19 protein-coding genes and 2 pseudogenes are annotated in these 23,035 nt (G+C 70.3%); 12 read left to right on the plus strand and 9 right to left on the minus strand.

What is annotated here, in order from left to right; translation table 11 throughout:
- Positions 1-151 precede the first annotated feature (151 nt).
- Complete coding sequence (gene fusA / locus ACZ7L9_RS20915; protein WP_471416829.1) at positions 152-2,251, minus strand: elongation factor G; 2,100 nt, start codon at positions 2,249-2,251, stop codon at positions 152-154.
- 714 nt (positions 2,252-2,965) lie between these two features.
- On the opposite strand from fusA, the gene ACZ7L9_RS20920 reads away from it, so the two are divergent.
- The 4 genes from ACZ7L9_RS20920 to ACZ7L9_RS20935 all read left to right on the plus strand — a co-directional run bounded on the left by ACZ7L9_RS20920 (position 2,966) and on the right by ACZ7L9_RS20935 (position 7,017).
- Positions 2,966-3,511 carry a TetR/AcrR family transcriptional regulator gene (locus ACZ7L9_RS20920; RefSeq protein ID WP_471416831.1) on the plus strand — a complete coding sequence of 182 codons (546 nt, stop codon included), beginning with the start codon at positions 2,966-2,968 and terminating at the stop codon, positions 3,509-3,511.
- 102 nt (positions 3,512-3,613) lie between these two features.
- Positions 3,614-5,050, plus strand: a complete 1,437-nt coding sequence (locus ACZ7L9_RS20925; RefSeq protein ID WP_471416833.1) for an MFS transporter — start codon at positions 3,614-3,616, stop codon at positions 5,048-5,050.
- 15 nt (positions 5,051-5,065) lie between these two features.
- Positions 5,066-6,250, plus strand: a complete 1,185-nt coding sequence (locus tag ACZ7L9_RS20930) for an amidohydrolase (RefSeq protein ID WP_471416834.1) — start codon at positions 5,066-5,068, stop codon at positions 6,248-6,250.
- Positions 6,251-6,384: 134 nt separating this feature from the next.
- Positions 6,385-7,017 carry a methyltransferase domain-containing protein gene (locus ACZ7L9_RS20935; protein WP_471416836.1) on the plus strand — a complete coding sequence of 211 codons (633 nt, stop codon included), beginning with the start codon at positions 6,385-6,387 and terminating at the stop codon, positions 7,015-7,017.
- A 245-nt stretch (positions 7,018-7,262) separates the two neighbouring features.
- On the opposite strand, the gene ACZ7L9_RS20940 is transcribed toward ACZ7L9_RS20935, so the two are convergent.
- Positions 7,263-7,589 (minus strand): hypothetical protein, encoded by a 327-nt coding sequence (locus ACZ7L9_RS20940; RefSeq protein WP_471416838.1) that lies wholly within the window; start codon positions 7,587-7,589, stop codon positions 7,263-7,265.
- 123 nt (positions 7,590-7,712) lie between these two features.
- Complete coding sequence (locus ACZ7L9_RS20945; protein ID WP_471416956.1) at positions 7,713-8,585, minus strand: DUF2510 domain-containing protein; 873 nt, start codon at positions 8,583-8,585, stop codon at positions 7,713-7,715.
- 56 nt (positions 8,586-8,641) lie between these two features.
- Between ACZ7L9_RS20945 and ACZ7L9_RS20950 the strand changes: the two genes are divergently transcribed.
- Both ACZ7L9_RS20950 and ACZ7L9_RS20955 read left to right on the plus strand, forming a co-directional pair.
- Positions 8,642-8,845 carry a hypothetical protein gene (locus ACZ7L9_RS20950; RefSeq protein WP_471416840.1) on the plus strand — a complete coding sequence of 68 codons (204 nt, stop codon included), beginning with the start codon at positions 8,642-8,644 and terminating at the stop codon, positions 8,843-8,845.
- Positions 8,842-9,621 carry a crotonase/enoyl-CoA hydratase family protein gene (locus tag ACZ7L9_RS20955; RefSeq protein ID WP_471416842.1) on the plus strand — a complete coding sequence of 260 codons (780 nt, stop codon included), beginning with the start codon at positions 8,842-8,844 and terminating at the stop codon, positions 9,619-9,621. The genes ACZ7L9_RS20950 and ACZ7L9_RS20955 overlap by 4 nt, the downstream gene beginning before the upstream one ends.
- Before the next feature lie 123 nt (positions 9,622-9,744).
- On the opposite strand, the gene ACZ7L9_RS20960 is transcribed toward ACZ7L9_RS20955, so the two are convergent.
- Positions 9,745-10,542 carry an AraC family transcriptional regulator gene (locus ACZ7L9_RS20960; RefSeq protein WP_471416844.1) on the minus strand — a complete coding sequence of 266 codons (798 nt, stop codon included), beginning with the start codon at positions 10,540-10,542 and terminating at the stop codon, positions 9,745-9,747.
- Between the two features lie 73 nt (positions 10,543-10,615).
- Between ACZ7L9_RS20960 and ACZ7L9_RS20965 the strand changes: the two genes are divergently transcribed.
- From ACZ7L9_RS20965 to ACZ7L9_RS20985, 5 genes are all read left to right on the plus strand, one after another.
- On the plus strand, positions 10,616-11,824 hold the full coding sequence (locus ACZ7L9_RS20965; protein ID WP_471416846.1) for an MFS transporter: 1,209 nt from the start codon (positions 10,616-10,618) through the stop codon (positions 11,822-11,824).
- Between the two features lie 121 nt (positions 11,825-11,945).
- Positions 11,946-12,680: a FadR/GntR family transcriptional regulator gene (locus ACZ7L9_RS20970; protein ID WP_471416848.1), complete on the plus strand. Its 735-nt coding sequence runs from the start codon at positions 11,946-11,948 to the stop codon at positions 12,678-12,680.
- Positions 12,681-12,827: 147 nt separating this feature from the next.
- Positions 12,828-13,595, plus strand: coding sequence for a (Fe-S)-binding protein (locus tag ACZ7L9_RS20975; RefSeq protein ID WP_471416850.1), 768 nt, complete (start codon positions 12,828-12,830; stop codon positions 13,593-13,595).
- Positions 13,592-15,130 carry a lactate utilization protein B gene (locus ACZ7L9_RS20980; protein WP_471416852.1) on the plus strand — a complete coding sequence of 513 codons (1,539 nt, stop codon included), beginning with the start codon at positions 13,592-13,594 and terminating at the stop codon, positions 15,128-15,130. Before ACZ7L9_RS20975 ends, ACZ7L9_RS20980 begins: the two co-directional genes overlap by 4 nt.
- Positions 15,127-15,759, plus strand: a complete 633-nt coding sequence (locus ACZ7L9_RS20985) for a LutC/YkgG family protein (protein ID WP_471416854.1) — start codon at positions 15,127-15,129, stop codon at positions 15,757-15,759. Before ACZ7L9_RS20980 ends, ACZ7L9_RS20985 begins: the two co-directional genes overlap by 4 nt.
- A 42-nt stretch (positions 15,760-15,801) precedes the next feature.
- Here the strand turns inward: ACZ7L9_RS20985 and ACZ7L9_RS20990 are convergent, their stop codons facing one another.
- The 5 genes and pseudogenes from ACZ7L9_RS20990 to ACZ7L9_RS21010 all read right to left on the minus strand — a co-directional run bounded on the left by ACZ7L9_RS20990 (position 15,802) and on the right by ACZ7L9_RS21010 (position 21,145).
- Positions 15,802-17,706: a DUF2264 domain-containing protein gene (locus ACZ7L9_RS20990; RefSeq protein WP_471416856.1), complete on the minus strand. Its 1,905-nt coding sequence runs from the start codon at positions 17,704-17,706 to the stop codon at positions 15,802-15,804.
- Positions 17,703-17,978 (minus strand): annotated as a pseudogene (locus tag ACZ7L9_RS20995) (hydroxyacid dehydrogenase); the annotation flags it as partial. The pseudogene ACZ7L9_RS20995 and the gene ACZ7L9_RS20990, both read right to left, overlap by 4 nt.
- 7 nt (positions 17,979-17,985) lie before the next feature.
- Positions 17,986-18,191, minus strand: a pseudogene (locus ACZ7L9_RS21000) (sugar ABC transporter substrate-binding protein); the annotation flags it as partial.
- A gap of 290 nt (positions 18,192-18,481) precedes the next feature.
- Positions 18,482-20,011 (minus strand): amino acid permease, encoded by a 1,530-nt coding sequence (locus ACZ7L9_RS21005; protein WP_471416858.1) that lies wholly within the window; start codon positions 20,009-20,011, stop codon positions 18,482-18,484.
- Between the two features lie 126 nt (positions 20,012-20,137).
- Entirely contained in the window at positions 20,138-21,145 is a 1,008-nt protein-coding gene (locus tag ACZ7L9_RS21010; RefSeq protein WP_471416859.1) for a hypothetical protein, read from the minus strand.
- 442 nt (positions 21,146-21,587) lie between these two features.
- Here ACZ7L9_RS21010 and ACZ7L9_RS21015 point away from each other — a divergent pair, with 442 nt between their 5' ends.
- Positions 21,588-23,021: an FGGY family carbohydrate kinase gene (locus ACZ7L9_RS21015; protein WP_471416862.1), complete on the plus strand. Its 1,434-nt coding sequence runs from the start codon at positions 21,588-21,590 to the stop codon at positions 23,019-23,021.
- Positions 23,022-23,035: the final 14 nt, after the last annotated feature.

A 23,035-nucleotide genomic window follows, 5' to 3' on the forward strand; every position in this document is an offset into this window, starting at 1 on the left:
GTCCGGCGTCCCGGCAGGCGGGGCGGCGGTGGGGCGGCGACCGATTCCGATCGGTATCCGGTTGCACTCCCACCGCCACCCGTCGGCGCGGGCTGTTCGACGTCGGCTTGACGCGGCCCCGCCCGCGAACGGACGGGGCCGCGCCCGGGGACTACCGGCCCGTTGCCCCGTGGGGCACCGCGTCCGGCGCCGGGGCGTAACCGGTGGCCCGGGTGGTGAAGGTTCCCCGGCCCTGCGTCCGGCTGCGCAGCCGGGTCGCATAGCCGAAGAGCTCCGCCAGCGGCACGGTCGCGGTGATCACCGACGTGCCGGCCCGCGCGCTCGAGCCCGAGATCCGGCCGCGCCGTGCCGCCAGGTCGCCGAGCACCCCGCCCACGGCGTCGTCGGGCACGGTGACGGTGACCTCCACCACCGGCTCCAGCAGCACCATCGCGCTGTTGCGCAGCGCCTCACGGAGCGCGAGCCGGCCGGCCGTCCGGAAGGCCATCTCCGAGGAGTCCTTGGAGTGGGTCGCCCCGTCGGTCAGCGTGACTCGCAGCCCGGTCACCGGGTGACCGCCGAGTGGGCCCTCGGCCAGGGCATCCCGGCAGCCGGCCTCGACCGCCCGCACGTACTCCTGCGGCACCCGGCCGCCGACGACGGCCGACCGGAACACGAAGTCCACCCCGCCGCCGGCATCGTGGCCACCGGCGGCCTCCAGCGGCTCCACGTCGACGACGACATGAGCGAACTGACCGGCGCCGCCGTCCTGCTTCACATGTCGGTACACCAGTCCGGACACGCCGCGGACCACCGTCTCCCGGTAGGCCACCTGCGGCCGGCCGACGCCTACCTCCAGCCCGTGAGCACGGCGGATCTTCTCCACCGCGACCTCCAGATGCAGTTCCCCCATTCCCGACAGCACCGTCTGACCGGTCTCGGGGTCGGTCCGGACCGTCAGCGAAGGGTCCTCCTCGACCAGCCGCGCCAGCGCCGACACCAACCGGTCGGTGTCGATGCTTCTGCGGGCCTCGACCGCCACGGAGACGACCGGATCGGCCACGGAAGGCGGTTCGAGAACCAAGGGCGCCGCCGGTGCGCACAGTGTCGCCCCGGCACGTGCCGCCTTGATCCCGATCACCGCGACGATGTCCCCGGCCACCGCCCGGTCCACGTCCGAGTGCTGTCCGGCCCGGACCCGCAGGATCCGGCCGATCCGCTCGTTGCGCCGCGCGCCCACGTCCAGCACCGTGTCCCCCTTACGGATCGTTCCCGAGTACACACGCAGGTAGGTCAGCCGCCCCGTCGCGGTCGAGTTCACCTTGAACACCAGCGCGGCGAACGGCGCGGCCGGGTCGGCGGGCCGCTCCTGCTCCGCGCCGTCCAGGGTGCCGCGTACCGCCGGCACATCCAGCGGCGAGGGCAGATAGTCCACAACGGCCTCCAGCAACGGCTCGATCCCGCGGTTGCGGTAGGCCGACCCGCACACCACCACGACGCCGTCCCCGGTACGGGTCAGGTCGCGCAGCGCGGCGGCCAGCGTCCGTGCGGAGACCGTCGACTGCGCACAGAACTCCTCCAGCGCCACCGGGTGGAGTTCCGCCACGGTCTCCGCCAGCAGCCGACGGCGCCGAAGTGCCTCTTCTCGCAGGTCGTCCGGCACCTCCCCCTCCGCGTACGTGCCCCGGCCGTCGGTCCAGACCAGCGACCGCATGCGCAGCAGATCCACCACCCCGGTGAACCCGTCCTCCCTTCCGATGGGCAGCTGCACCACCAGCGGGACCGTGTGCAGCCTCTCGCGAATCGACGCGACCGCCGCGTCGAGGTCTGCCCCGGCACGGTCCAGCTTGTTGACGAAAGCGATCCGCGGCACCCCGTGCCGATCGGCCTGCCGCCACACCGACTCGCTCTGCGGCTCGACCCCCGCGACGGCGTCGAACACCGCTATCGCGCCGTCGAGCACCCGCAGCGAGCGCTCCACCTCGTCGGAGAAGTCGACGTGGCCCGGGGTGTCGATCAGGTTGATCCGGTGACCTGCCCAGTCACAACTCACCGCTGCGGCGAAGATGGTGATGCCCCGGTCCCGTTCCTGGGGATCGAAGTCCGTGACGGTCGTGCCGTCATGGACCTCGCCCCGTTTGTGGGTGGTGCCGGTGAGGTAGAGGATCCGTTCGGTGACGGTGGTCTTGCCGGCATCGACGTGGGCGAGGATGCCCAGATTACGAACGCCGGTCAGCCGACTGTTGAGTTGACGGTGCAGTTCGGTACGCACGGCCCATGGCCTTTCAGAATGATCCGGATGCGGGGCGGCGCGATTCCCGGACGAACCGGCCTGCGGTCAGGCCAGGCATGAACCCCCGATGCGGCGCACCGCATCGGTGCACGGCCGCCCTGGCGGCCCAACACCTTCGAAACGAGGGTCAGTTGTTCGTCGGGGGGATCCGGTACCGGCCGCGCGGCAGGCACCGGACGCAGGAAGACACCAGGATCACCTCGTACCGCGACCGGGGGACGACAACAGCGGTGCGGTAGCGCACGGCCGGCCTCCCCTCACTCGTCACGGTGCGCGCTGCGAGGTTGTCGCGGCGTGCGATTCGTGGCGAGTGTAGTGATCCCGGTGCGGGCAAGTCACCGGATTTTCCGCCTGACGCCGTGTCCGGCGACGGCCCCGTGCGTCGGCCGGTCGACCGGAGGGTCTCCGTATCGGCTGCCCTCAACGACTCAGAATCTATACACGCTGTACCCGAATGTCATCTTGGTATCACTCCACCTGTCCACACGGTTGCCGGAATTCGGATACGCAATGTTTACCTTTGGCCATTGACGCGTGGTACCACGATCCGTAGGTTGAGCCGTCCGAGGGCGAGCCGACCAGGCGCTCGAACCATCACAAGCTCGGAGTACGACCGTGTCCAAGCGCTCCCCTGCGGAGGAACCGACCCCTGCACGTCCCGGCCGACCCCGGGACCCGGAGGTCCGTCGCAGGGTGCTGGACGCCGTCGCCGAGTTGCTGGCCGAACTCGGCTACCTCGAACTCACCATCGACAAGGTCGCCGCCAGAGCGGGGGTCACGCGCAAGACGGTGTACCACTGGTGGCCCAACAAGCCCGTGCTGGTCGGCGATCTGCTCATCCGGGACGCCCTCGTCGATCTGGTGCCGGACCTCGGGGACACCAGGCGCGAGCTGCGCCTGCTCTTCGACATGGTGCTGCGGGACGTGCGGGGTGAGCACGGCGCGCTGTTGCCGGCGCTGTGGGCCAACATGGGCGACCCGTCCGTGATGGAACGCTTCCGCCGTGAGGTCCTGCTGCCACGGCGTCAGGACGCCCGGGCCACCGTGCAACGCGGAATCGCGCGCGGTGACATCCCGGCCGACGTCGATGTCGATCTGCTGCTCGACACCTGGTCCGGGGTCGCGCTCTTCCGTACCGAGGTCCGGTCGGACATCTTCCTCCCCAACCAGGCCGACGAACTGGTCGACCTGGCCATGAAGGGGCACGTGCCCCGGATCCGCTCCCGCTCCACCGACTGAGCCGGACCGCCCTGCGGCTTCGCGCTCACCGCACGTCCCCTTCACCTCTTTCTTCACGGCTTCGGTTCAAGCCGCCCTCCCACACGCTTCGGAGGTACACCCATGCCAAAATCCGCACCAAGGCCGGTCGACGCGGCGCGCACCTTGGTCATGACGATGGCTCTGGTCGAGGTCACCAGCGGCCTCACACAGCAGTACCTCTCCCCGCTCCTGCCGGGCATCGGAGAGCGCGGCGGCATCACCACGGCGCAGCTCAGTTGGGTCTTCGTGATCCAGAACGTGAGCATGGCCGTACTCACTCCCGTCATATCCCGGCTCGGCGACAGTCACGGATACCGGCGCGTCCTACGGGCCTCGGTCGCGATGGTGACCCTGGGATCGCTGTTGATGGCTCTGTGGCCGACTTTCGTGATCCTCACGATCGGTGCGGCCATGCAGGGCGCCTTGGTCGGCTTCATGCCGCTCATGATCGGGATCCTGCGCAACCGGGCCGGCGACGAGGCCTCGCGCCACGGCATCGGCACGCTGGTCAGCGCCCTGCTGCTGGCGACCGGCTTCGGCGGAATCGTGGCAGGGGCGGTCGGAGCGAGTGATCCGCGGCTGGGCCTGTGGGTCGGTGTCGCGGCCGGTGTTCTCGGCCTCGCCGCCTGTGCGGTGTTGCCCGACGCCACCACGCGTCCGACTGCCGAGAAGTTCAATATGGCGGGGTTCGTGCTGCTCACGGCCGGCCTGGTCGGTGTCGTACTGGCCCTGTCCCAGGGCGGCGCCTGGGGCTGGGCGTCCCCGGCAACCCTCCTCACCGGCGTGCTGGGCCTCGCCGCCCTGGTTCTCTGGCCTTTCGCGGAGCTGCGGTCCGCCCATCCCATGGTGGACGTACGGGCCTTCCGTAATCTGCGGCTCACGGCCCTCAGCGCCGTGACGTTCTTCGTCGCCTTCGCCACGATCGGGTCGATCGCCACCAACGCCACCTTCTTCGGCGCCGACCGTGCGAAGACCGGATACGGCTTCGGCCTGAACGCGAACCAGATCGGCTGGGCCCTGCTGGTCTTCACCGTGGGCGGCATCGTCGCCTCGGCCCTCACCCCGACCGCGCTGCGCCGCATCGGGGACCGAGGCACTCTCGTCGTCGGCGGACTCGCCACCGCCGTGGGCTTCGGCGGCCTGGTGTTCCTGCACAACACACTCCCCGAAGTCCTGCTGCTCTCGGTTCTCGACGGGATCGGCCTCGGCGTCTTCGAAGCCGCCACCCGTGCCCTGTCCGTGGAGGCGGTCGCGCAGGAGGACACCGCCATCGCCGCCGGAATCAACGAGCTTGTGCTCTCCCTCGGTGCGGCCGTCGGCGCCGCCGCACTCAGCGCCGCCCTGACGGGGTACTCCGACTCCACCGGCCACGTGGCGCTCGGCGGCTACACCACGGCCTGGGCGCTCTGCTGCGGGGCGGGCCTGCTCGCCGCAGCCGCCGCACTGTTCCTCCGCGGGTCCGGCCCACGTCCGGCCCATGGCCCCGCTGCCGCTACCCACTCCGCCGCCCTTTCCTGAAAGAGAGCCCCGCCGATGAGTACCCCGGATCTGCGAGAAACGGTTCGCGACTGCGCCGAGTCCTGGCGTGACCGACTCGTTGAACTGAGCCACCGCCTGCATGCCGAGCCAGAGCTCGCGTTCGAGGAACACCGTTCCGCCGCGGCGATCGCCGCGCTCGCCGAATCGGCCGGGTTCACCGTGGAGACCGGTGTCGGAGGGCTGCCCACGGCCTTCTCCGCGGTCCGAGGGTCCGGGGAACTCGTCCTTGCGTTCTGCGCGGAGTACGACGCGCTGCCCGGGCTGGGCCACGCCTGCGGACACAACGTCAACGGCGCCGCCGCACTGGGTGCGGCCATCGCACTGGGCCCGGTCGCCGACCAACTCGGCATCACGGTCAAACTGGTCGGCACCCCGGCCGAGGAGGACGCCGGCGGCAAGGTCCACCTGATCGAGGCAGGACTGTTCGACGACGTGGCCGCGGCCATGATGGTCCATGCGGACGCGTCGGACCGGGTCGGCTCCTCCTCCCTGGCCATCGGTGGCTGGGAGATCGCCTACACCGGGCGTGCGGCGCACGCCGCCGCGGCGCCCTGGGACGGCGTGAACGCCTTGGACGCGCTGACCGTGGCACAGACCTCGATCGGCCTGCTCCGCCAGCAGTTGCCGCGCGACTGCATGGTGCACGGCATCATCACCGACGGAGGCACTGCTCCCAACGTCATTCCCGACCGGGCCGTCGCCCGCTTCGAGGCGCGGGCCGCGAGCCTGGAGCGGCTTCGCGGGCTCCAGGCCCGGGTGCGGGCGTGCTTCGAAGCCGGGGCGCTGGCCACCGGGGCCGGTTTGCGGATCGAGCCGCGCGGCAAGGACTTCGCGGAGCTGCGACAGGACGTGGACATGTCCGCGATCTACGCCCGGGCCGCCGAAGCCCTCGGGCGCACGGTGAGTCGCGAGCCCTCGGTCGGCGGCTCCACGGACATGGGCAATGTCTCGCACCTGCTGCCCGCCATCCATCCCATGATCGGCTACGACACCGGCGGAGCGAGTCAGCACACCATCGAGTTCGCCGCCGCGGGCACCACACCCGGCGCCGACAGGGCCGTACTCGACGGTGCGATCGCCATGGCATGGACGGCGGTCGGACTCGCCACCGACCCGGTCCAGCGCCACCGGCTCCTGGTCGGGGTCCGTGACCGGGCCACGGCGGTCGCGCGACGCTGAGGATGTCGCCCATTGCACTTCCACAACGGGCACCCCGATTCCCCATGTGACGGGCCCGGGTGGGGCGTTGAAGGCTGCTGCGAATGGTGAAACCATCCCGGGGAGCCGCCGGGACATTGGAAGGATGCAGATCGATGGACGAAGAGCACGGCCTTCCGGCCGCGAGGGTGTTCGACGCTCTGGGCGCCGAGTACGAGCGGGCGTTCGCCGACTCGGCCACCCACCACGCTTCGCTGCACCGGCTGTTGGAGCACGTCCCACCGCACAGCCGCGTCCTGGACGTGGGCTGCGGAACGGGCCGTCCGACCGCGCAGACCCTGGTCGACGCCGGTCATCAGGTGCTGGGCGTCGATGTCTCGCCCGTCATGGTCGATCTGGCGACCCGGCACGTGCCCGGTGCGAGCTTCGTATGCGCCGATATCCGTGAATTTCCCCTGGAGGACCGGAGTTTCGACGTGGTGTGCTCGTACTTCTCGTTGCTGCAGATGTCCCGTGACGACCAGTGCCGGCTCCTGCGGAGACTGGCGCGACTGCTGCTCCCCGGCGGCGTCCTGGCCGTCGCCACGGTTCCGCTGGACGTGGAGGACGCCGATGTCGTCTTCATGGGGCAGAAGGTGCAGGCGACCAGCTTCGGCGCCGACGCGTTCACCGAACTTGTCGCCGGGGCCGGATTCACGATCCTGTGGGAGCAGAGCGGCCTGTTCACCCCGGCATACGAAGGAGCGGTGGCCGAGCCCCAGTTGTTCCTGCACTGCGAGCGGGTCTGACGTACCGGGCCGGCCCGGTTCGCTCTCAAAACCTGTCGGGTGACCTCTGATCGGGCGGCCACGCCCTGGCACGCACTCCTCTAAGGGCCAGGGGGACCCCCTTCCGCGTTGCCGAAACGCCCTGGTAGCCCCTTCCCCGAGCTCTCAAGGAGCAGGGGAGACCCCATCCGAGGGCCTTCCGGCGCCTTGGAATCGCACGCACCAGACCGCGTCCGCTTTCCGATCGAAGGTCACCCGACAGGCTCTCAGCGTTCGCGCAGCAGCGCCCCGGGCCGTCGCGGCCGACGTGCCGCGGGGCGCCGCCGCACCAGAGTGCCCGGGTGCCTGCAGGCGTTCAGCGGGGCCTTCCAACTGCGAAGCGCCTGCCTGCCGCATCGGCGCCACTGCGCGGGCGAGAGGGGCACCGTCTGCCCGCCCCTGGTGACCATCGCGTTGACCGGTGTCATCGGGTCCGTCGCCATGGTCTTGGCCAGCAGCACGCCGACCACCAGTGGGGCCAAGGTCACGGCCAGGGCCGTACCGGCCGTGGTGACGTGCTGCATACGGGGGCGGAGCGGTGCGTCAGGAGCCATGGTGGTCATTCGATCAGCGATGGCCCGGTGAGGAATCGGACGACGTACTCAGTCCGGTCGTCCTGTTGTACTCACACCCGGTGTACGGTGCCCGCCCCGCCGACGCGAACGTCCGCCGCGCTCCTACGCGGTGGTGCCGGAACCGGAGCCCGTTCCCGATGCGGCCTTGATTCCCTTGGTGATGTCGTCCATCACGGAGAGCTTCGGCGCCTTGGTATCGATGTCGAAACCGGAGCGGACGACGATCAGCGTGGCCTGGGAGCGGGGGGACGGAAAGGCCAGCGACTGGACGTACCCGTCGTCTCCGCTCTTCGTCACCACCTTCCAGCGCACCAGATAGCCCTGCTCGCCGGCCACGGTGACCGGCTCGGACTTGAGCTCCTGATGCGAGGTGATGCCTCCGTAGATCTTCTCGCCGTAGGACTGCGTGGCGTTGGCCGAGATGTCCTTCGTCGCAGTGGCCTTCGCCGTCGTGGTGTCGAGCTTCAGGGCCTTCGCCGGCATGGAGAACACCCCGCCACGCACGCACTGTTCGGACGTGTTGCCGGGACAGGCGTACTCGCCCGTGGTCACGCCGGCGCCCGCGATCCCCGATTTGCCCGTCCAGCCGTCGGGCACCGGGAGGCTGATTCCGCTGGCCAGGTCCGTGGCGTAGCCGTCCTCGGTCTGCGGCAGCTGCCGCTCGGGCGCCTGGTTCTCGCCGCCGCCTCCGGGCGCGCCCGGCCCTCGGCCGGGTGCGTGGGAAGGCGCGGTGGACGGGGCAGTGGCCGCGTCCTTCTTCGCATCACCGGAATGGTCCGACAGCAGAAAGAGGCCGCCCCCGACGGCGGCGAGGGCCACCACACCCGCGGTGATGCCGGTACGCATCCGACGGCGCCGGATCGCGGCGGGCGGCACGCGGAGATGGTCGGTCCACTGATTGCCGTCCCACCAGCGTTCGTGAACGGGGCCGATTCCTGTATACCCGGGGTCTGGATGCCAGCCGGGCGGGCTCATCTGGGTCACGCGGACCACCGTAGAACGGTTGCGTGAGAATCAGATGAATCCATGGGGTGAGATCAATCGGTCACCGCCTTCGTCACCCTGCGCACGGGGCGGAGGTCACCGAAGCCGCCCTGCGCGACCATGTACGCGCCGGGCCGGCCGGTTACAAGGTTCCTGAGATCCTGCACTTCGTGGGCACCATTCCGTACTCCCCGGTGGGTAAGATCCTCCGCCGGGCCCTGCGCGATCCCCTGTGGGAGGGCGAACGATGAGCGACAAACCTGCGGTACGGATCGAGCGTGACGGCCGCGTGTTCACGGTGGTGCTCAGCCGGCCGGAGGTGCGTAACGCGGTGGACGGCCCGACCGCCCGTCAACTGGCTGATGCCTTTCGGGAGTTCGAGTCCGACTCCGATGCGGCCGTCGCTGTGCTGTGGGGCGAGGGCGGTACGTTCTGCTCCGGCGCGGATCTGAAGGGCATCGGTACGGAACGCGGCAACGAGGTCCTGGCCGAGGGCGATGGGCCGATGGGTCCGACCCGTATGCGCCTGAGCAAGCCCGTCATCGCGGCGGTCTCCGGGCATGCGGTGGCCGGGGGCCTGGAGCTGGCCATCTGGTGCGATCTGCGGGCGGTCGAGGAGGACACTGTGTTCGGGGTGTTCTGCCGCCGCTGGGGGGTGCCGCTGGTGGACGGCGGAACCGTACGGCTGCCGCGCCTGATCGGCGAGAGCCGGGCCATGGACATGATTCTCACCGGGCGGCCCGTTCTCGCCCCGGAGGCGTACGCCATGGGGCTCGCCAACCGGATCGTCCCGCCCGGCGAAGCCCGCCGTGCGGCGGAGCGACTCGCCCGGGAGATCGCCGCGTTCCCGCAGCTGTGCCTGCGTCACGACCGTCTCTCGGTGCGCGAGCAGCACGATCTGAGCGAGCGGGACGCCCTGGCCTCGGAGTACCGGCACGGTCTGGTGCCGCTGACCGCGGGGGAGACGCAGGCCGGTGCCGACCGCTTCGATGGCGGTGCGGGCCGCCACGGGTCCTTCGCCGACTGAGCACGCGGCCCGCGCGGTGAACGACCTCCGATGGGAAGCTCCGCGGGCTCAGCGACGCGGAGTTCGCGCGCGGGTCCGGAGCGGCGCTGCGGCTGCGGACGGGCCGGGGCGGCCCGCCCCCGGTCACTTGCTGGGACCGGACGCGTCGCGGTCAGCGAAATATGCGGTGGGGGTCGTGCCCAGCGCGCGGTGGAACATCGCGGTGAAGCCGCTCGGCGTCGAGTATCCGAGGCCGAGCGCGACCGTCGTGACCGGTGTGTTCCTGGCGAGCAGTGTGACCGCGTGAACGAGCCTGGCCTGCTGCACCCAGCGCGCCGGGCTCAGACCGGTCGCGGCGGCGAACCTGCGCTGAAGACTGCGCCGGCTCATATGCGTATGGGCCGCCGCTTCCTCAGTCGTCCAAGGGCGGCCGGGGTGCTCACGGATCGCCTCGCAGAGCCGTGCCAGCTCCGGATCGGCCGGAGTCGGCAGGTGCAGTGCCGGCACGGGACGCGGTGCCAGCTGGAGCAGCAGCAGCTCCATGACCTTGCCGTCCCGGCCCTCGCGCTCGTATTCCACCGGCAGCCGTGTCGCCTCGTCGATCAGCTCACGCAGCAGCGGGGAGACCGAGACGACGGTCGGATCCGCTGGAAGGTGCCAGTCCGGCTGTGCCTCGATGTACAGGGTGCGCATGGCGACCGCTCCCGAGCAGGTCATCGCGTGGGTCACACCTGCCGGAACCCACACGCCCCGGGTGGCCGGAACCACCCACTCCCCGTGGCCGGTGGCGACGGTGATGGCGCCGGTCGTGCCGTAGATCAGCTGGGCCCGCCGGTGTTCGTGCGGCGGGATGTGATGACCGTCGGGGAGGTCGCGCGCCATCGCCGCGACGGGCCTGGGCACGTCCTGGTAGTCGTCGCGAAGCTCACTCTTGCCGTACATCGGCGCACTCTCAACAGGTATGGGCGCAACAACGAAAGTATGCCAGTACGGGGTCGGCCTAGCGTCGGGCCATGTGATCGAAACAGACCTCGCCCCCGACCCCGGACGCGCCATCGGGCGGCGCCTGACCGTCCTGCTCGCGGCCACCAGCGCCGTCACCGCCGCGAACGTCTATCTCAACCAGCCGCTGCTGGGAGCCGCCGCCGCCTCGTTCGAGGTCGCACCCGACGCACTCGGGGCCGTACCCACCGCCACACAACTGGGTTATGCGGCAGGCATCCTGCTGCTCGTGCCAGCCGGTGACAGCCACGACCGGCGTCGGCTCATCCTCGGTCTCGGTACCGCTTCGGCGTTCGCGCTCGCCGCCTGTGCGCTGTCGCCCTCGGTGCGGTGCCTGATCGTGTCGGGCTTCGCTGTCGGGCTGCTGTCCCCGGTTCCGCAACTGGTCACTCCGCTCGCCGTCGCACTCGCGGACCGCGGGGCTCCGGGTGCAGGCCGGGGACGGACCGTCGGCACCGTGCAGGCGGGCTTGCTGATCGGGGTGCTCGCTTCCCGTGCCTACGCCGGAGCCATGGGCGACCTGCTCGGGTGGCGGGCCGTGTACGGCTGCTCCTGCGCGCTGACACTGCTCCTGACGCTGGTACTGAGACGCGCGCTGCCGCACGTCCCGGCGGCCGCCGCTACCGGCTACCGGGCCACGCTCGTCTCACTGCCGCGGCTCTTCACCTCGCACCCCCTGATCCGCAGGATCACCCTCTCCGGCGCCCTGGTCGGGATCGCGTTCGGGGCGTTCTGGACCGCACTGACCTTCCTGCTGCAGCGGGAGTACGGCTTCGGGCCGACCGGGATCGGGCTCTTCGGACTCGTGGCGGCCGCCAGTGCCCTGGCCTCGCCCCATGCCGGGAGGCTGGCCGACCGTCTCGGCCACCGGGGCGCCCTCGCCGCGCTGATCGGCCTGGTCGCCGTCGGATGGCTGCTGCTCCTGCCCGGAGGTGGCGGACTCGGGTGGATCGTCGCGGGGGTGATCGTGCTGGATGTGGGGGTCTGGGGGAGTCAGGCCGCCAGTCAGACAGCCCTGTTCACGCTCGACCCCGCCGTCCACAGCCGGCTCAACACGCTGTACTTCACGTTCCGCTTCCTCGGCATCGCCGCCGGGTCGATGGCCGGAACGCTGGCCTGGGCGGGCAGCGGCTGGTCCGCGGTGACCCTCACCGGGGCGATCGCCACCGTGGTCGGGCTGATCGTCGCCGTGCTTCCGGCCGGCCGCCTGCGAAGAGGATAAGTCCCGCTCGCAAGCTTGAAAGAGCTTTTGGTCCGACCATACGTGGTGTGTGACATAGTTGGAGATCGGGCGGCAGACACGACGGCAACCGGATGATTCCGGCCGAGGCAGGGGGTGACGGATGCCCGTCGAGTGGCAACCCGTACGGCAGTCACGCACGCATGAACTCGTGCTCCAGAGTATCGAGCAGCGGGTGTTCGCCGGAGAGCTCAGGGCCGGCGACCGGCTGCCGCCGGAGCGTGAGCTGGCGCCGGTTCTCGGGGTCAGCCGGTCCGCGCTGCGCGAGGCGCTGAGGGTGCTGGAGACGATCGGTGTGCTGGTCGCCCAGCCGGGGCGGGGGCCGGATGCCGGGGCGCGGATCGTACGCAACCCGGACGATGCCCTCGGGCGGCTGCTGCGTCTGCACTTCGCGCTGGGGAGCTACAGCCTTCATGACGTCCTGGAAGCGCGCGTCGTGCTGGAGAGGTCCAGCTTCGAGGCAGCCGCGCGGCATGCCTCGGCGCAGGATCTCGACGAGGCCGATGCCCTTGTCGCGAGGATGGCGGAGCCGGATGTCCAGGTGCCCGAGTTCAACGACCTGGACACCCGATTCCATGTGCACATCGCGCGCAGCTCCGGCAATGAGCTGACCTCCACGCTCACCTCCGCCGTGCGCGAGTCGGTGCGCCCGCTGATCCTGCGGGCCCTGGAAGAAGCGGAGGACTGGCCGGCCACGGCCGCCACGCTCAATGCGGAACACTCCGAACTTCTGCGGCTGGTACGCACGGGCAAGGGCGCGAAGGCCGCCGACCTGGTCGAGCGGCACATCCGCAGCCTCCACGGCACGCTGGTCGACGAGAGTCCCAACCGGCCGTAAGGGCAGCAGATGGCGTGCCGCAGCGCGCAAAGTTGTCAGGTGCATGAACATCCGCTGCGATCCTCCGGCAGCGCGGCATCCGTCACCTTTCGGACCGAGGCTAGTATGGTCGGACCATAAAGATGGATTAACGATCGGAGAGACTCCATGCGCATCGGACTCTTCGCCACCTGTCTGGGAGACACGCTCTTCCCCGAGGCGGTGAAATCGACCGCGGTCCTGCTCGCCCGCCTGGGCCATGATGTGGTGTTCCCGCCGGGGCAGACCTGCTGCGGTCAGATGCACGTCAACACCGGATATCAGCGCGAACCCGTGCCACTGGTGCGCAACTTCGCCGAGCAGTTCGGTGACGCGTCGATCGACGCCGTCGTCATGCCGTCCGGATCGTGCGCGGGCTCGGTACGGCATCAGCACGAGATCGTCGCCGAGCGGTACGGGGACGCGGCGCTGCGCGCGGGTGTCGCCACCGTCAAGGCCAAGACGTACGAGCTGTCGGAGCTCCTCGTCGACGTCCTGGACGTCACCGATGTCGGCGCGTACTTTCCGCACCGCGTGACGTACCACCCCACCTGCCACTCCCTGCGCATGCTCCGCGTCGGTGAGAAGCTGCTGAAGCTGCTCCGCGCCGTCGACTCCATCGACCTCGTCGAACTCCCCGAGGCCGACGCCTGCTGCGGCTTCGGCGGCACCTTCGCCGTCAAGAACGCCGAGACGTCGACGGCGATGCTCCAGGACAAGATGCGCAACATCGCCACCACCGGAGCCGATGTCTGCACCGCGGGCGACTCGTCCTGTCTGATGCACATCGGCGGCGGACTCTCCCGCATCGCCTCGGGCACCCGCACCCTGCACCTCGCGCAGATCCTCTCCTCCACCCGCACCTCGCCGTACGTCCCGACGGAGGCCGTCCGATGAGCAGCACCTTCCTCGGCATGCCCGCCACCCCGCCCCGTTCCCCGTACGGGACCGGCAATCTGCGCGGCGACCGGACCTTCCCCGCCGCCGCCCACGACGAACTCCGCAACGAACAACTGCGCCGCAACCTCGGCAGGGCCACCCACACGATCCGCGCCAAACGCCTGAACGTCACCGGTGAACTGCCCGACTGGGAGCAGCTGCGCGACGCCGGTTCGGCCATCAAGACCGACACCATGAACCGGCTCCCCGAACTCCTGGAACAACTGGAGCAGAAGGTCACCGAGCGCGGCGGCACCGTCCACTGGGCGCGCGACGGAGTCGAAGCCAACGAGATCGTCACCCGGCTCGTCAAGGCGACGGGCAGCAGCGACGTCATCAAGGTCAAGTCGATGGCCACCCAGGAGATCGGCCTCAACGAGCACCTCGAATCGGTCGGCATCACCCCGTACGAGACGGACCTTGCAGAACTGATCGTGCAGCTCGCGCACGACAAGCCGTCGCACATCCTGGTGCCCGCGATCCACCGCAACCGCGACGAGATCCGGCAGATCTTCCTCAAGGAGATCCCGGGCGTCGACCCGGGCCTCGACAACGTCCCCGCGCATCTCGCCGCCGCGGCCCGCGCCTATCTGCGCGAGAAGTTCATGACGACCAAGGTGGCGGTCTCGGGCGCCAACTTCGGCATCGCCGAGACCGGCACCCTCTGTGTCGTCGAGTCCGAGGGCAACGGCCGCATGTGCCTGACCCTGCCCGACACCCTGATCACCGTCATGGGTATCGAGAAGGTGCTGCCGCGCCATCAGGACCTCGAAGTCTTCCTGCAGTTGCTGCCGCGCTCCTCCACCGGCGAGCGGATGAACCCGTACACCTCGATGTGGACCGGTGTGACACCCGGCGACGGACCGCAGGACTTCCACCTGGTCCTCCTCGACAACGGACGCACCGCCGCGCTCGCCGACCGGATCGGGCGCGAGGCGCTCAACTGCATCCGCTGCTCGGCCTGCCTCAACGTCTGCCCGGTGTACGAACGGGCCGGCGGCCATGCCTACGGATCGACGTACCCCGGACCGATCGGTGCCGTCCTCACCCCGCAGCTCGCCGGAATGCACGCGGCCAAGAACGACCCCAACAGCTCGCTGCCGTACGCCTCCAGCCTCTGCGGCGCCTGCTTCGACGCCTGCCCGGTCAAGATCGACATTCCGTCGCTTCTGGTCGAGCTGCGTCACCAGCACACCGAGCAGGCCGGCACGACGGCGGAGAAGCTGGCCATGAAGGCGGCGGCCGGAGTGATGAAGCGGCCGAAGCTGTTCACGGCCGCACAGAAGGGGGCGGCTGTCGGCCGCGTCATCGCCGGGCGGGACGGGAAGATCTCGCATCTGCCACCGCCGTTCAATGGCTGGAGCGACAGCCGCGACACCGCCGCCCCGCCGAAGCAGTCCTTCCGCTCCTGGCTGGCATCTGCCGAGGGCGTCGCGACGATGCGGGCCGCCGCCGACGAGTACGAGAAGAACCAGAAGGAGGAGGAGAAGTGACGACCGCTCGCGACACGGTGCTGGGCAGGATCAGGGACGCCCTGGCCCTCGCCCCGGCCCCGGACACCACCGTCCGCCGCACCTACCGCACCGGCCGTACCCTCCCCGACGACGAACGCCTGGACCTCTTCATCGACCGGCTCGTCGACTACAAGGCGCACGTCCACACCTGCACCGCCGGCCGCACGGCACAGACCGTCGCCGAAGCGCTGCGGGAGCGCGACGCCCGGCGGATCGGGGTGCCCGCCGGGCTCGACCCGTCGTGGCTCGGCGCGTACGACGGTGAGGTCCAGCAGGACTCCGACGACATCCCGGCGCCCCGGCTCGATGCCCTGGACGGCGTCGTCACCGCCTCGGCCGTCAGCTGTGCCGAAACCGGCACGATCTTCCTGGACGGCTCGCCCGACCAGGGGCGGCGGGCGCTGTCCCTCGTCCCCGATCTGCATGTGTGCGTCGTCGACCTGTCGAGCGTCGAGGTCGGAGTACCGGAGGCGGTGTCCCGGCTGGTGCCCCAGCGGCCGACGACGCTGATCAGCGGTCCCTCGGCCACGTCCGACATCGAGCTGGAACGGGTGGAGGGTGTGCACGGTCCGCGCACGCTGGTGGTGGTGATCCGGACGGACGTGTAGGGGGCGGGGTCGCGCGGCTTCCTGACCGCGCGACCCCGGTGCTCAGCCGTGCGTGACCGTCACCGTCGGCGCGAAGCCGATGCGTGTCGTCGCCGCGTCCTGCGCCCAGCGGACGTCCACCGAGTCCCCGTCCACCTGAACCCCGCTCACCACCGCGTCGAGCGGCGCCGCGTCGGGCTCCGCGGTCAGCGAGGCGAGTGCCACCAGCACCACCGTGCCCGCCGCGGCCGCGGACAGCCGGGGCACCACCGCCCAGCGCGTGTACGCCGTGCCTTGCGGAGCCCGTATCTCGTCCCGCGTCTCCCAGCCGTGCAGACCGTGCAGCGCGGAGGCGGCCGTGTCGTCGCGGCCGGTCGCCCAGCCCGTCTGCTCCACCCGGGCCCCGGACGGCGCGCCGACCACCCGGTGCACCCGCAGCTCGTAACGGCCACGCACCACTGTGACGCTCTCCAACCGCATCCCCGGCACCATCGGCGCACCCGAGGTGAACACCGGGCGGTGCCAGGACGCGGCCCACCCCCACCCGTCGCCGCTGCCCGCGCCCAGCGCGCGGACGACTCGGCGACCGCTGCGTACCCCCGCGACGACCACGGCGAGATGGTTGTCCGCCGTGTTCGCCCTCGACGTGGGGCCGGTCACGGTGGAGTACGACTGACGGCTGTACAGCGGATCGTCCGCCACCCCCGACTCGCCCTCGTGCGGGCGCACATGGTCGCTGCCGTGGTTGTGCAGCCGAACGATCCCGTCCGCCCGGGTGGACTGGACGAGGAGTCCGGGCGCGGGCAGTGCGAGCACCCGGTCGGGACCCTCGCTCGGCGCGGGCTCCTCGGTCGCCGTCCACAGCGGATGGCTGTCCGGGGCGAGCAGCGAGACGAAGGCCTTGGACGCCCAGTACGGCGAGGCCGGGGCCGAGTAGTTCTGCAGCGTCGCCTCGTGGGGGCCGTGCCAGCCCAGGCTCAGCAGCCCGTCCGTACCCGTCGCCCCGCGGTCCAGGAAGTACCGCAGCGACCCGTTCATCACCCGACGCGAGGCGCCCGGCGTGAGCGGGGTGTGCCCGGTGACGGCGCCGAGCGCGACCGACGAGGCGGCCGCGAAGCGGTACGTGAGCGAGCGGCCGAAGTGGATCGGCGCACCGTCGCCGCCGAACAGCAGCGAGAAGCCCTCCAGGTGCTCGCGCAGCCGGCCGCCGTAGTGCGCGGACAGCTCGGCGTCGCCCGACAGATGCGCGTCCAGGACGGGGTAGAGGTGCAGCGCCCAGCCGTTGTAGTGGTCGAAGGCGCGGCCGTCACCGTCCGCGTACCAGCCGTCTCCGCGGTACCAGCCCTCCAGCAGATCGAGGGCACGCTCCTTCGCGCGTGCCGTCTCCGCGTCGCCGCGGCCCACGGATTCGAGGAACGCGGCCACGGAGTAGGGGAACAGGTACCAGTTGTTGGGGGAGGGGGTGTGCCGCAGCGCGTCGCGCAGCCACTCCTCGGCGCGGTCCCGCACATCGGATTCCAGGCGGTCCCAGAGCCACGGCCGGGTGAGCCGCAGTCCGATGGCGACCGACGCGGACTCGACCATCGGCTGGCCGAAGACGCTGTGGTCGCGGATCAGCGGCCACGACTCGGCATCGTCCCGGCCGGGCGTACGGGTGCCGGCCGTGAGGCCGTCGGCGTACCGGTCGAGCCAGCCGTGCGGGTCCTTGCCGTCCGCGCCCGCCACCCGGAAGGCGGCGGCGAGGAACGTGCGCGCGTACCCCTCCAGGCCGTCGGAACGCACGCCGGACGCGGACGGCCGGCCCGGCAGATCCAGCAGAGCGCCGCCCGGAGTGGCCCACTTCCAGGCGGCCTTGAGCAGCCCGTCGGCCGCGGCCTCCCAGTGCGCACGGGTGTAGCCGGTGTGCGGGCTCAACACCGGGTCGTCGGCGGGGAGTTCGAGGGGGGAAACAGGGTTGGGTGCGGTCATGCGAGGAATGCCGGCCTTTCGCGTCGTACGGGGTGGGCGAATCCGTCGCCCGCGGCCCAGCGGCCGGCCTCGCCGACCGCCGGATCGACCAGCCGCCGCCACTCGTTGCCCTGGGAGCCTGCGAGGTGTGGGTTGATCAATGCGTTGTCACACTCCCGGAGCGGGTGTGCGGCCGGCAGCGGCGGGGTGTGGACGCTCACCGCGTCGCCGCGCGCGAACAGTTCACCGAGGCCTACGGGCCGGACGCCGAGCGCGGCCGTCTCCGCGTCGGTACTTGTCGTCGATCGCGAAGCCGGGCACCTGGGGGTATTCGATCGTCGCGACGTCCGGTGCGTTGCCCGCCCGTGCGGCGTTGCTGAGCTTCGCGTAACCGCCCAGACCGCCTGCGGGAATCTGCCGCTGCCGGCGCAGGCGCTGAGCACGCCCGTCAGAGGCAGGGCGGCGATCGTGGCGAGCACGGATCGACGGCTCCGTCGACCGGGCATGTGCGCCTCCCGCGGCTCCTGAATCGGGTCAAGGGGAATCCTGATCGACTGATCGGTTCGGGTCAATAGATCGCTCAGAAGAAGATTGAAACGGTCAAACGATCATTCAGTGACACAGGCCGCCACCTGCGCGGATCCACGTACCTCGAGCGTGGGCAGCAGCTCCGTCCGGCGCACCGGACCGCTCGCTCCCGCGGCCCCGGACAGCCGGTGGAGCACGCCTCAGCCCTCCCCGACGGCGGCTCGCCGCGACCGGGAAGGGCTGAGAACAAAGCGTGGGCGGGGCCGGGTCAGACGATGCCCTCCTCGATCTCCGCCTGCTCGCGGGCGTTTCCGTACGCCGACGGCGTGCTGTACGAACGGCGCGCGACGAACCACCACACGGTGGCCAGAACCAGCACCGCGACCAGCGCGATCGACGCGTAGTTCATCGAGTCGATCGTCACCGGGGACGACTGCGGAAGCAGGAACAGTACGGTCACGATGGCGACCCACACCACGGCGATCCAGCCGATCGGCTTGCTCCAGCGGCCCAGGTGCCACGGCCCGCGCTCGAACCGGTCACCGGAGCGCAGCTTCAGGAAGATCGGGATCGCGTACGCGGGTGTGATGCCGATGACGTTGATCGCGGTCACCGCACCGTACGCGGTGGCGGAGTACAGCGACGGCAGTGCCAGCACTCCGGCGATGACGACCGACAGCCACACCGCATTGACGGGCGTCTGGGTGCGTGCGCTCACCTTGTGCCACAGTGCCGAGCCCGGCAGCGCGTTGTCACGGCTGAACGCGAACACCATCCGGCTGGCGGCGGCGACCTCGGCGTTGCCGCAGAACAACTGTGCCGCGATGACGATCAGGAGCAGGGCGGTGGCTCCGGAGGTGCCCAGCGCGTCGATCATGATTTGGGCCGGCGGTACCCCGGTGGCGCTCTTCTGGGTTCCCGCGTAGTCCTGGATCGCGAAGGTCAGCCCGGCGAGCAGGACGAAGCCGGCGATCCAGGAGACCCAGATCGCGCGGACGATGCCCTTGGCGGCCGTCACCGAGGCGTTCGACGTCTCCTCCGACAGGTGGGCGGAGGCGTCGTAGCCGCAGAAGGTGTACTGCGCGAGGAGCAGCCCGATCGCCGCCACGTACAGCGGGTTGTGCCAGCCCGTGTCATTGACGAACTCGGTGAAGACGAACGACGGCGACTGGTGGTGCGAGGGCACGATGGCCAGCACGGCGACGATCACCGCGACACCGGTGAGATGCCACCACACACTGATGGAGTTGAGCACGCTGACGAGGCGGACGCCGAACAGGTTCAGCACGGCATGAAGCAGTAGAATGCAGACGAAAATGATCATTGTCTTGCCCGGTGTGGGGGTGAATCCCCACTGCAGATTCATCAGCGCACCGGTGAACAGCGCCGCACCGTAGTCGATACCGGCGATGGCACCGAGCAGACCGAGCAGATTCAGCCAGCCTGTGTACCAGCCCCACTTGCGGCCGCCGAGCCGGTCGGCCATGTAGTACAGCGCCCCCGAGGTCGGGTAGGCGCTGGTGACCTCGGCGAGTGCCATGCCGACGCAGAGCACGAAGAGGCCGACACCGGCCCAGCCCCAGAGCATCACCGCCGGGCCACCGGTCGACATTCCGAAGCCGTACAGCGTCATGCAGCCGGACAGGATGGAGATGACGGAGAAGCTGATGGCGAAGTTGCCGAAGCCGCCCATGCGGCGGGCGAGCACCGGCTGGTAGCCGAGTTCACGCAGCCGCGTCTCCTCGTCCTTCGGCGGGGTGGCCTCCGCACCCGACGTGGTCGGGGTGGATATGGACATGGGAAGAACCTCCATGAGCGGGATGGGGAAGGGACGGAAAGGGATCGGTTGGAAAGGGGAACGAGGACGCCCGGCATCACCGCACCACGGCTCGGCGCCCCGGATCAGAGGTCATCCGACAGGCTCTCAGCCGTCCGGCCCCCGTCCGGGGGCCGGAGACACGGCGAGGCAGCGGTTCCGGGCGCGCAGGAACACTTCCTCGGCGCCTCCCGGACTCTTGGGATCACGCGTTCGGTACACCCAGGGAACCGAGGTGAAATAGGGGCCGAGTTCCCGGAACACCGCTGCGGCGTCGGCGAATTGGAGCGCTCCCCACAGGGCGTGGGCCAGATGGTTCAGGTCGGGCAGGGAGCGGGAGACCGGGGCCGTGCGACGGAACCAGAGTTCCAGCGCCCGTGCCGCGTCCCGTTCGGCGTCCTCGGTGACCCAGTGGAGATCCAGGGCCTTCTCGTGCCCGTGCTCGCGGCGGTAGCGCTCGACCCGCACATACAGCGGCAACACATGCAGTGCGGAGCCGTCGGGCGCCGAAGAGGCCGCCCACTGAACGAAGTTGACCGCTTCGGCGAGCATGCTGCCCGCCTTGCGCGCGTACACGAACTGGAGCATCCGGTGGTAGGCCTCGCGGTTGTACGGATCGCGCTTGTCGGCCTCCGCCAGCAGACCCCATGGGCCGGGAAAGAGCATCGGCCCCGGCGGATGCAGCCGGTGCTCCGCCAACTGCTGGTGCTCGTCCAACTGGGACAGGGCCAGCAGGCACACCCAGGGCACCGGGTCCGCGGGCGAGGTGTGCGCGGCCGCCCGGCAGGCCCCCCAGGCCTCCTGCCACAGCTCCTGCGCGCGATGATGGCCCTCGCGGTGGGCCCGCACGGCCCGCTCCACGACGACCCGCGCGTGCATCACGGCAGCCGCGACGCTCCGGGGTTCCTCGGTCTGCCAGGCCTGCACCGCGTCCGAACCGGCGGCCACCGCCCCGAGCACCTGCGTGCGCTGGGTCCACAGCGTCCAGTCCGGCGTACTCTCCAGCAGATTCCGCATGGAAACCCAGCGTCCCGTGCGTAAATCCTGTAAAGCGACACGCAATTCATTGTCATGGCCGGCGGGGTGGTAGACCGGCCGGAAATCACTGTTCGCCATGGACGCGCCCTGCCCCCGTGCGACGGGCCGGCATGCGACGGTCGGAAGATCTCCTCAGCACGTCACGCAACCCGGCGGCGGCATGGAACTCGTGCGGAAGTGGAAGGCCCGGGAGCCGGGAACTCGGCGTTCGGGGTGGGGTGTCGGTGTCATCAATCCTCAAGGACGTGGGGGGTGAGGCAGCTGTTGAAAAACGAACTGCTCGAAAGCGTCCGGTTGTTGCTCGGCGGTGAGTGTAAGGCCAGTTGCGCCTGACGCCGGACCGATTTGCGGATCTTACTCAAGTCGACCCATCCATAAGGACGTTGATCAGCATCCGGCTGTTCCGGAAGTGCGCCGGACGGCCCTTGACGTACGCGGTGGTCTGCACCACTCTGGGCGGCACAGATCAGTGATCACGATTCCGTTCAAGCCGCAGAGCTTCCGCAGAGCTGGAGTGTCGATGACAGGCCCGGTACTCGCCGTGGACCAGGGGACATCGGGAACCAAGGCTCTGGTGGTCTGCCCCGAGCGTGGCGTGATCGGTTCCGGTTCGGCGCCCGTGCGGCCCCGGCACGGCGCCGGGGGAGCAGTCGAGGTCGACCCGGCCCAACTGCTCGGCTCGGTCGTCGACGCCGGACGCCAGGCATTACATGAAGCGCGCGAGCCGGTGTGCGCCGTCGGCCTCGCCAATCAGGGCGAGACGGTGCTCGCCTGGGACCCGGATACCGGGCGACCGCTCACCGACGCGATCGTCTGGCAGGACCGGCGCTCCGCCCCGATCTGCGCCGAACTCTCCGCGCATGAAGAAGAGTTGACACAACTCACCGGGCTTCCGCTCGATCCGTACTTCGCCGCGCCCAAGATGGCCTGGATCCGCCGGGAACTGACCCGCGAGGGCACCGTCACCACCAGCGACTCCTGGCTCGTCCACCAGCTGACCGGTGCGTTCGTCACGGACGCGGCGACCGCGGGACGCACCCAGCTGCTCGACCTCGACCAGGTCGGCTGGTCAGCCGCGGCTCTGGACATTTTCGGCCTCGGCGACGAACGCCTCCCGGTCGTCGTCGACTCCGACGCGGCCGTCGGCACGACGACCGTTTTCGGCGGCGAACTCCCGCTGACCGGACTCCTCGTCGACCAGCAGGCCGCCCTCCTTGCCCAGAACGCCCTGGACCCGGGCAACGCCAAGTGCACGTACGGAACGGGCGCGTTCCTCCTCGCCCAGACGGGGACCGCCCCGCGCCGCGGTTCCAGCGGACTCGTCAGCTGTGTCGCCTGGCGGCTCGGCGGACGTACGAACTACTGCCTCGACGGACAGGTCTACACCGCCGCCTCCGCCGTCAACTGGCTCACCGGCCTGGGGGTGATTTCCGGCGCGGCCGACCTCGACCCCGTCGGCGCCGCTGTCCCCGACTCCGGCGGCGTCACGTTCGTACCGGCGCTCGCCGGACTCGCCGCTCCCTGGTGGCGCGGCGATCTGCGCGGCTCGGTGACCGGTCTCGGCCTCGACACCACCGCCGGCCATGTGGTGCGCGCCCTGTGCGAAGGCATCGCCGCACAGGTCGTCGAGCTCACCGAGGCGGTCGCGAGCGACCTGGGATCCCCGCTGACCTCACTCCGCGTCGACGGCGGCCTGACCCGCTCCGCACTGCTCATGCAGACCCAGGCCGATCTGCTGCAACGCCCCGTCGAGGTGTCCGCGCTGCCCGATGCCACCGCACTCGGCATCGGAGCCGTCGCCCGCCTCGGCCTCGACCCAGGGCTCCCGATCCGGCACGCCGTACCCGAGTGGAAGCCCGCCGCCGTGTACGAACCCCGGATCGGAGCCGACGAGGCGGCCGAACGCCTCGCCGGATTCCGTGCGGCCGTACAAACCCTGCTGGAACATGCCTGACACGTCCGAGAGCC

It is taken from the genome of Streptomyces sp. NPDC111516 (assembly GCF_055635345.1).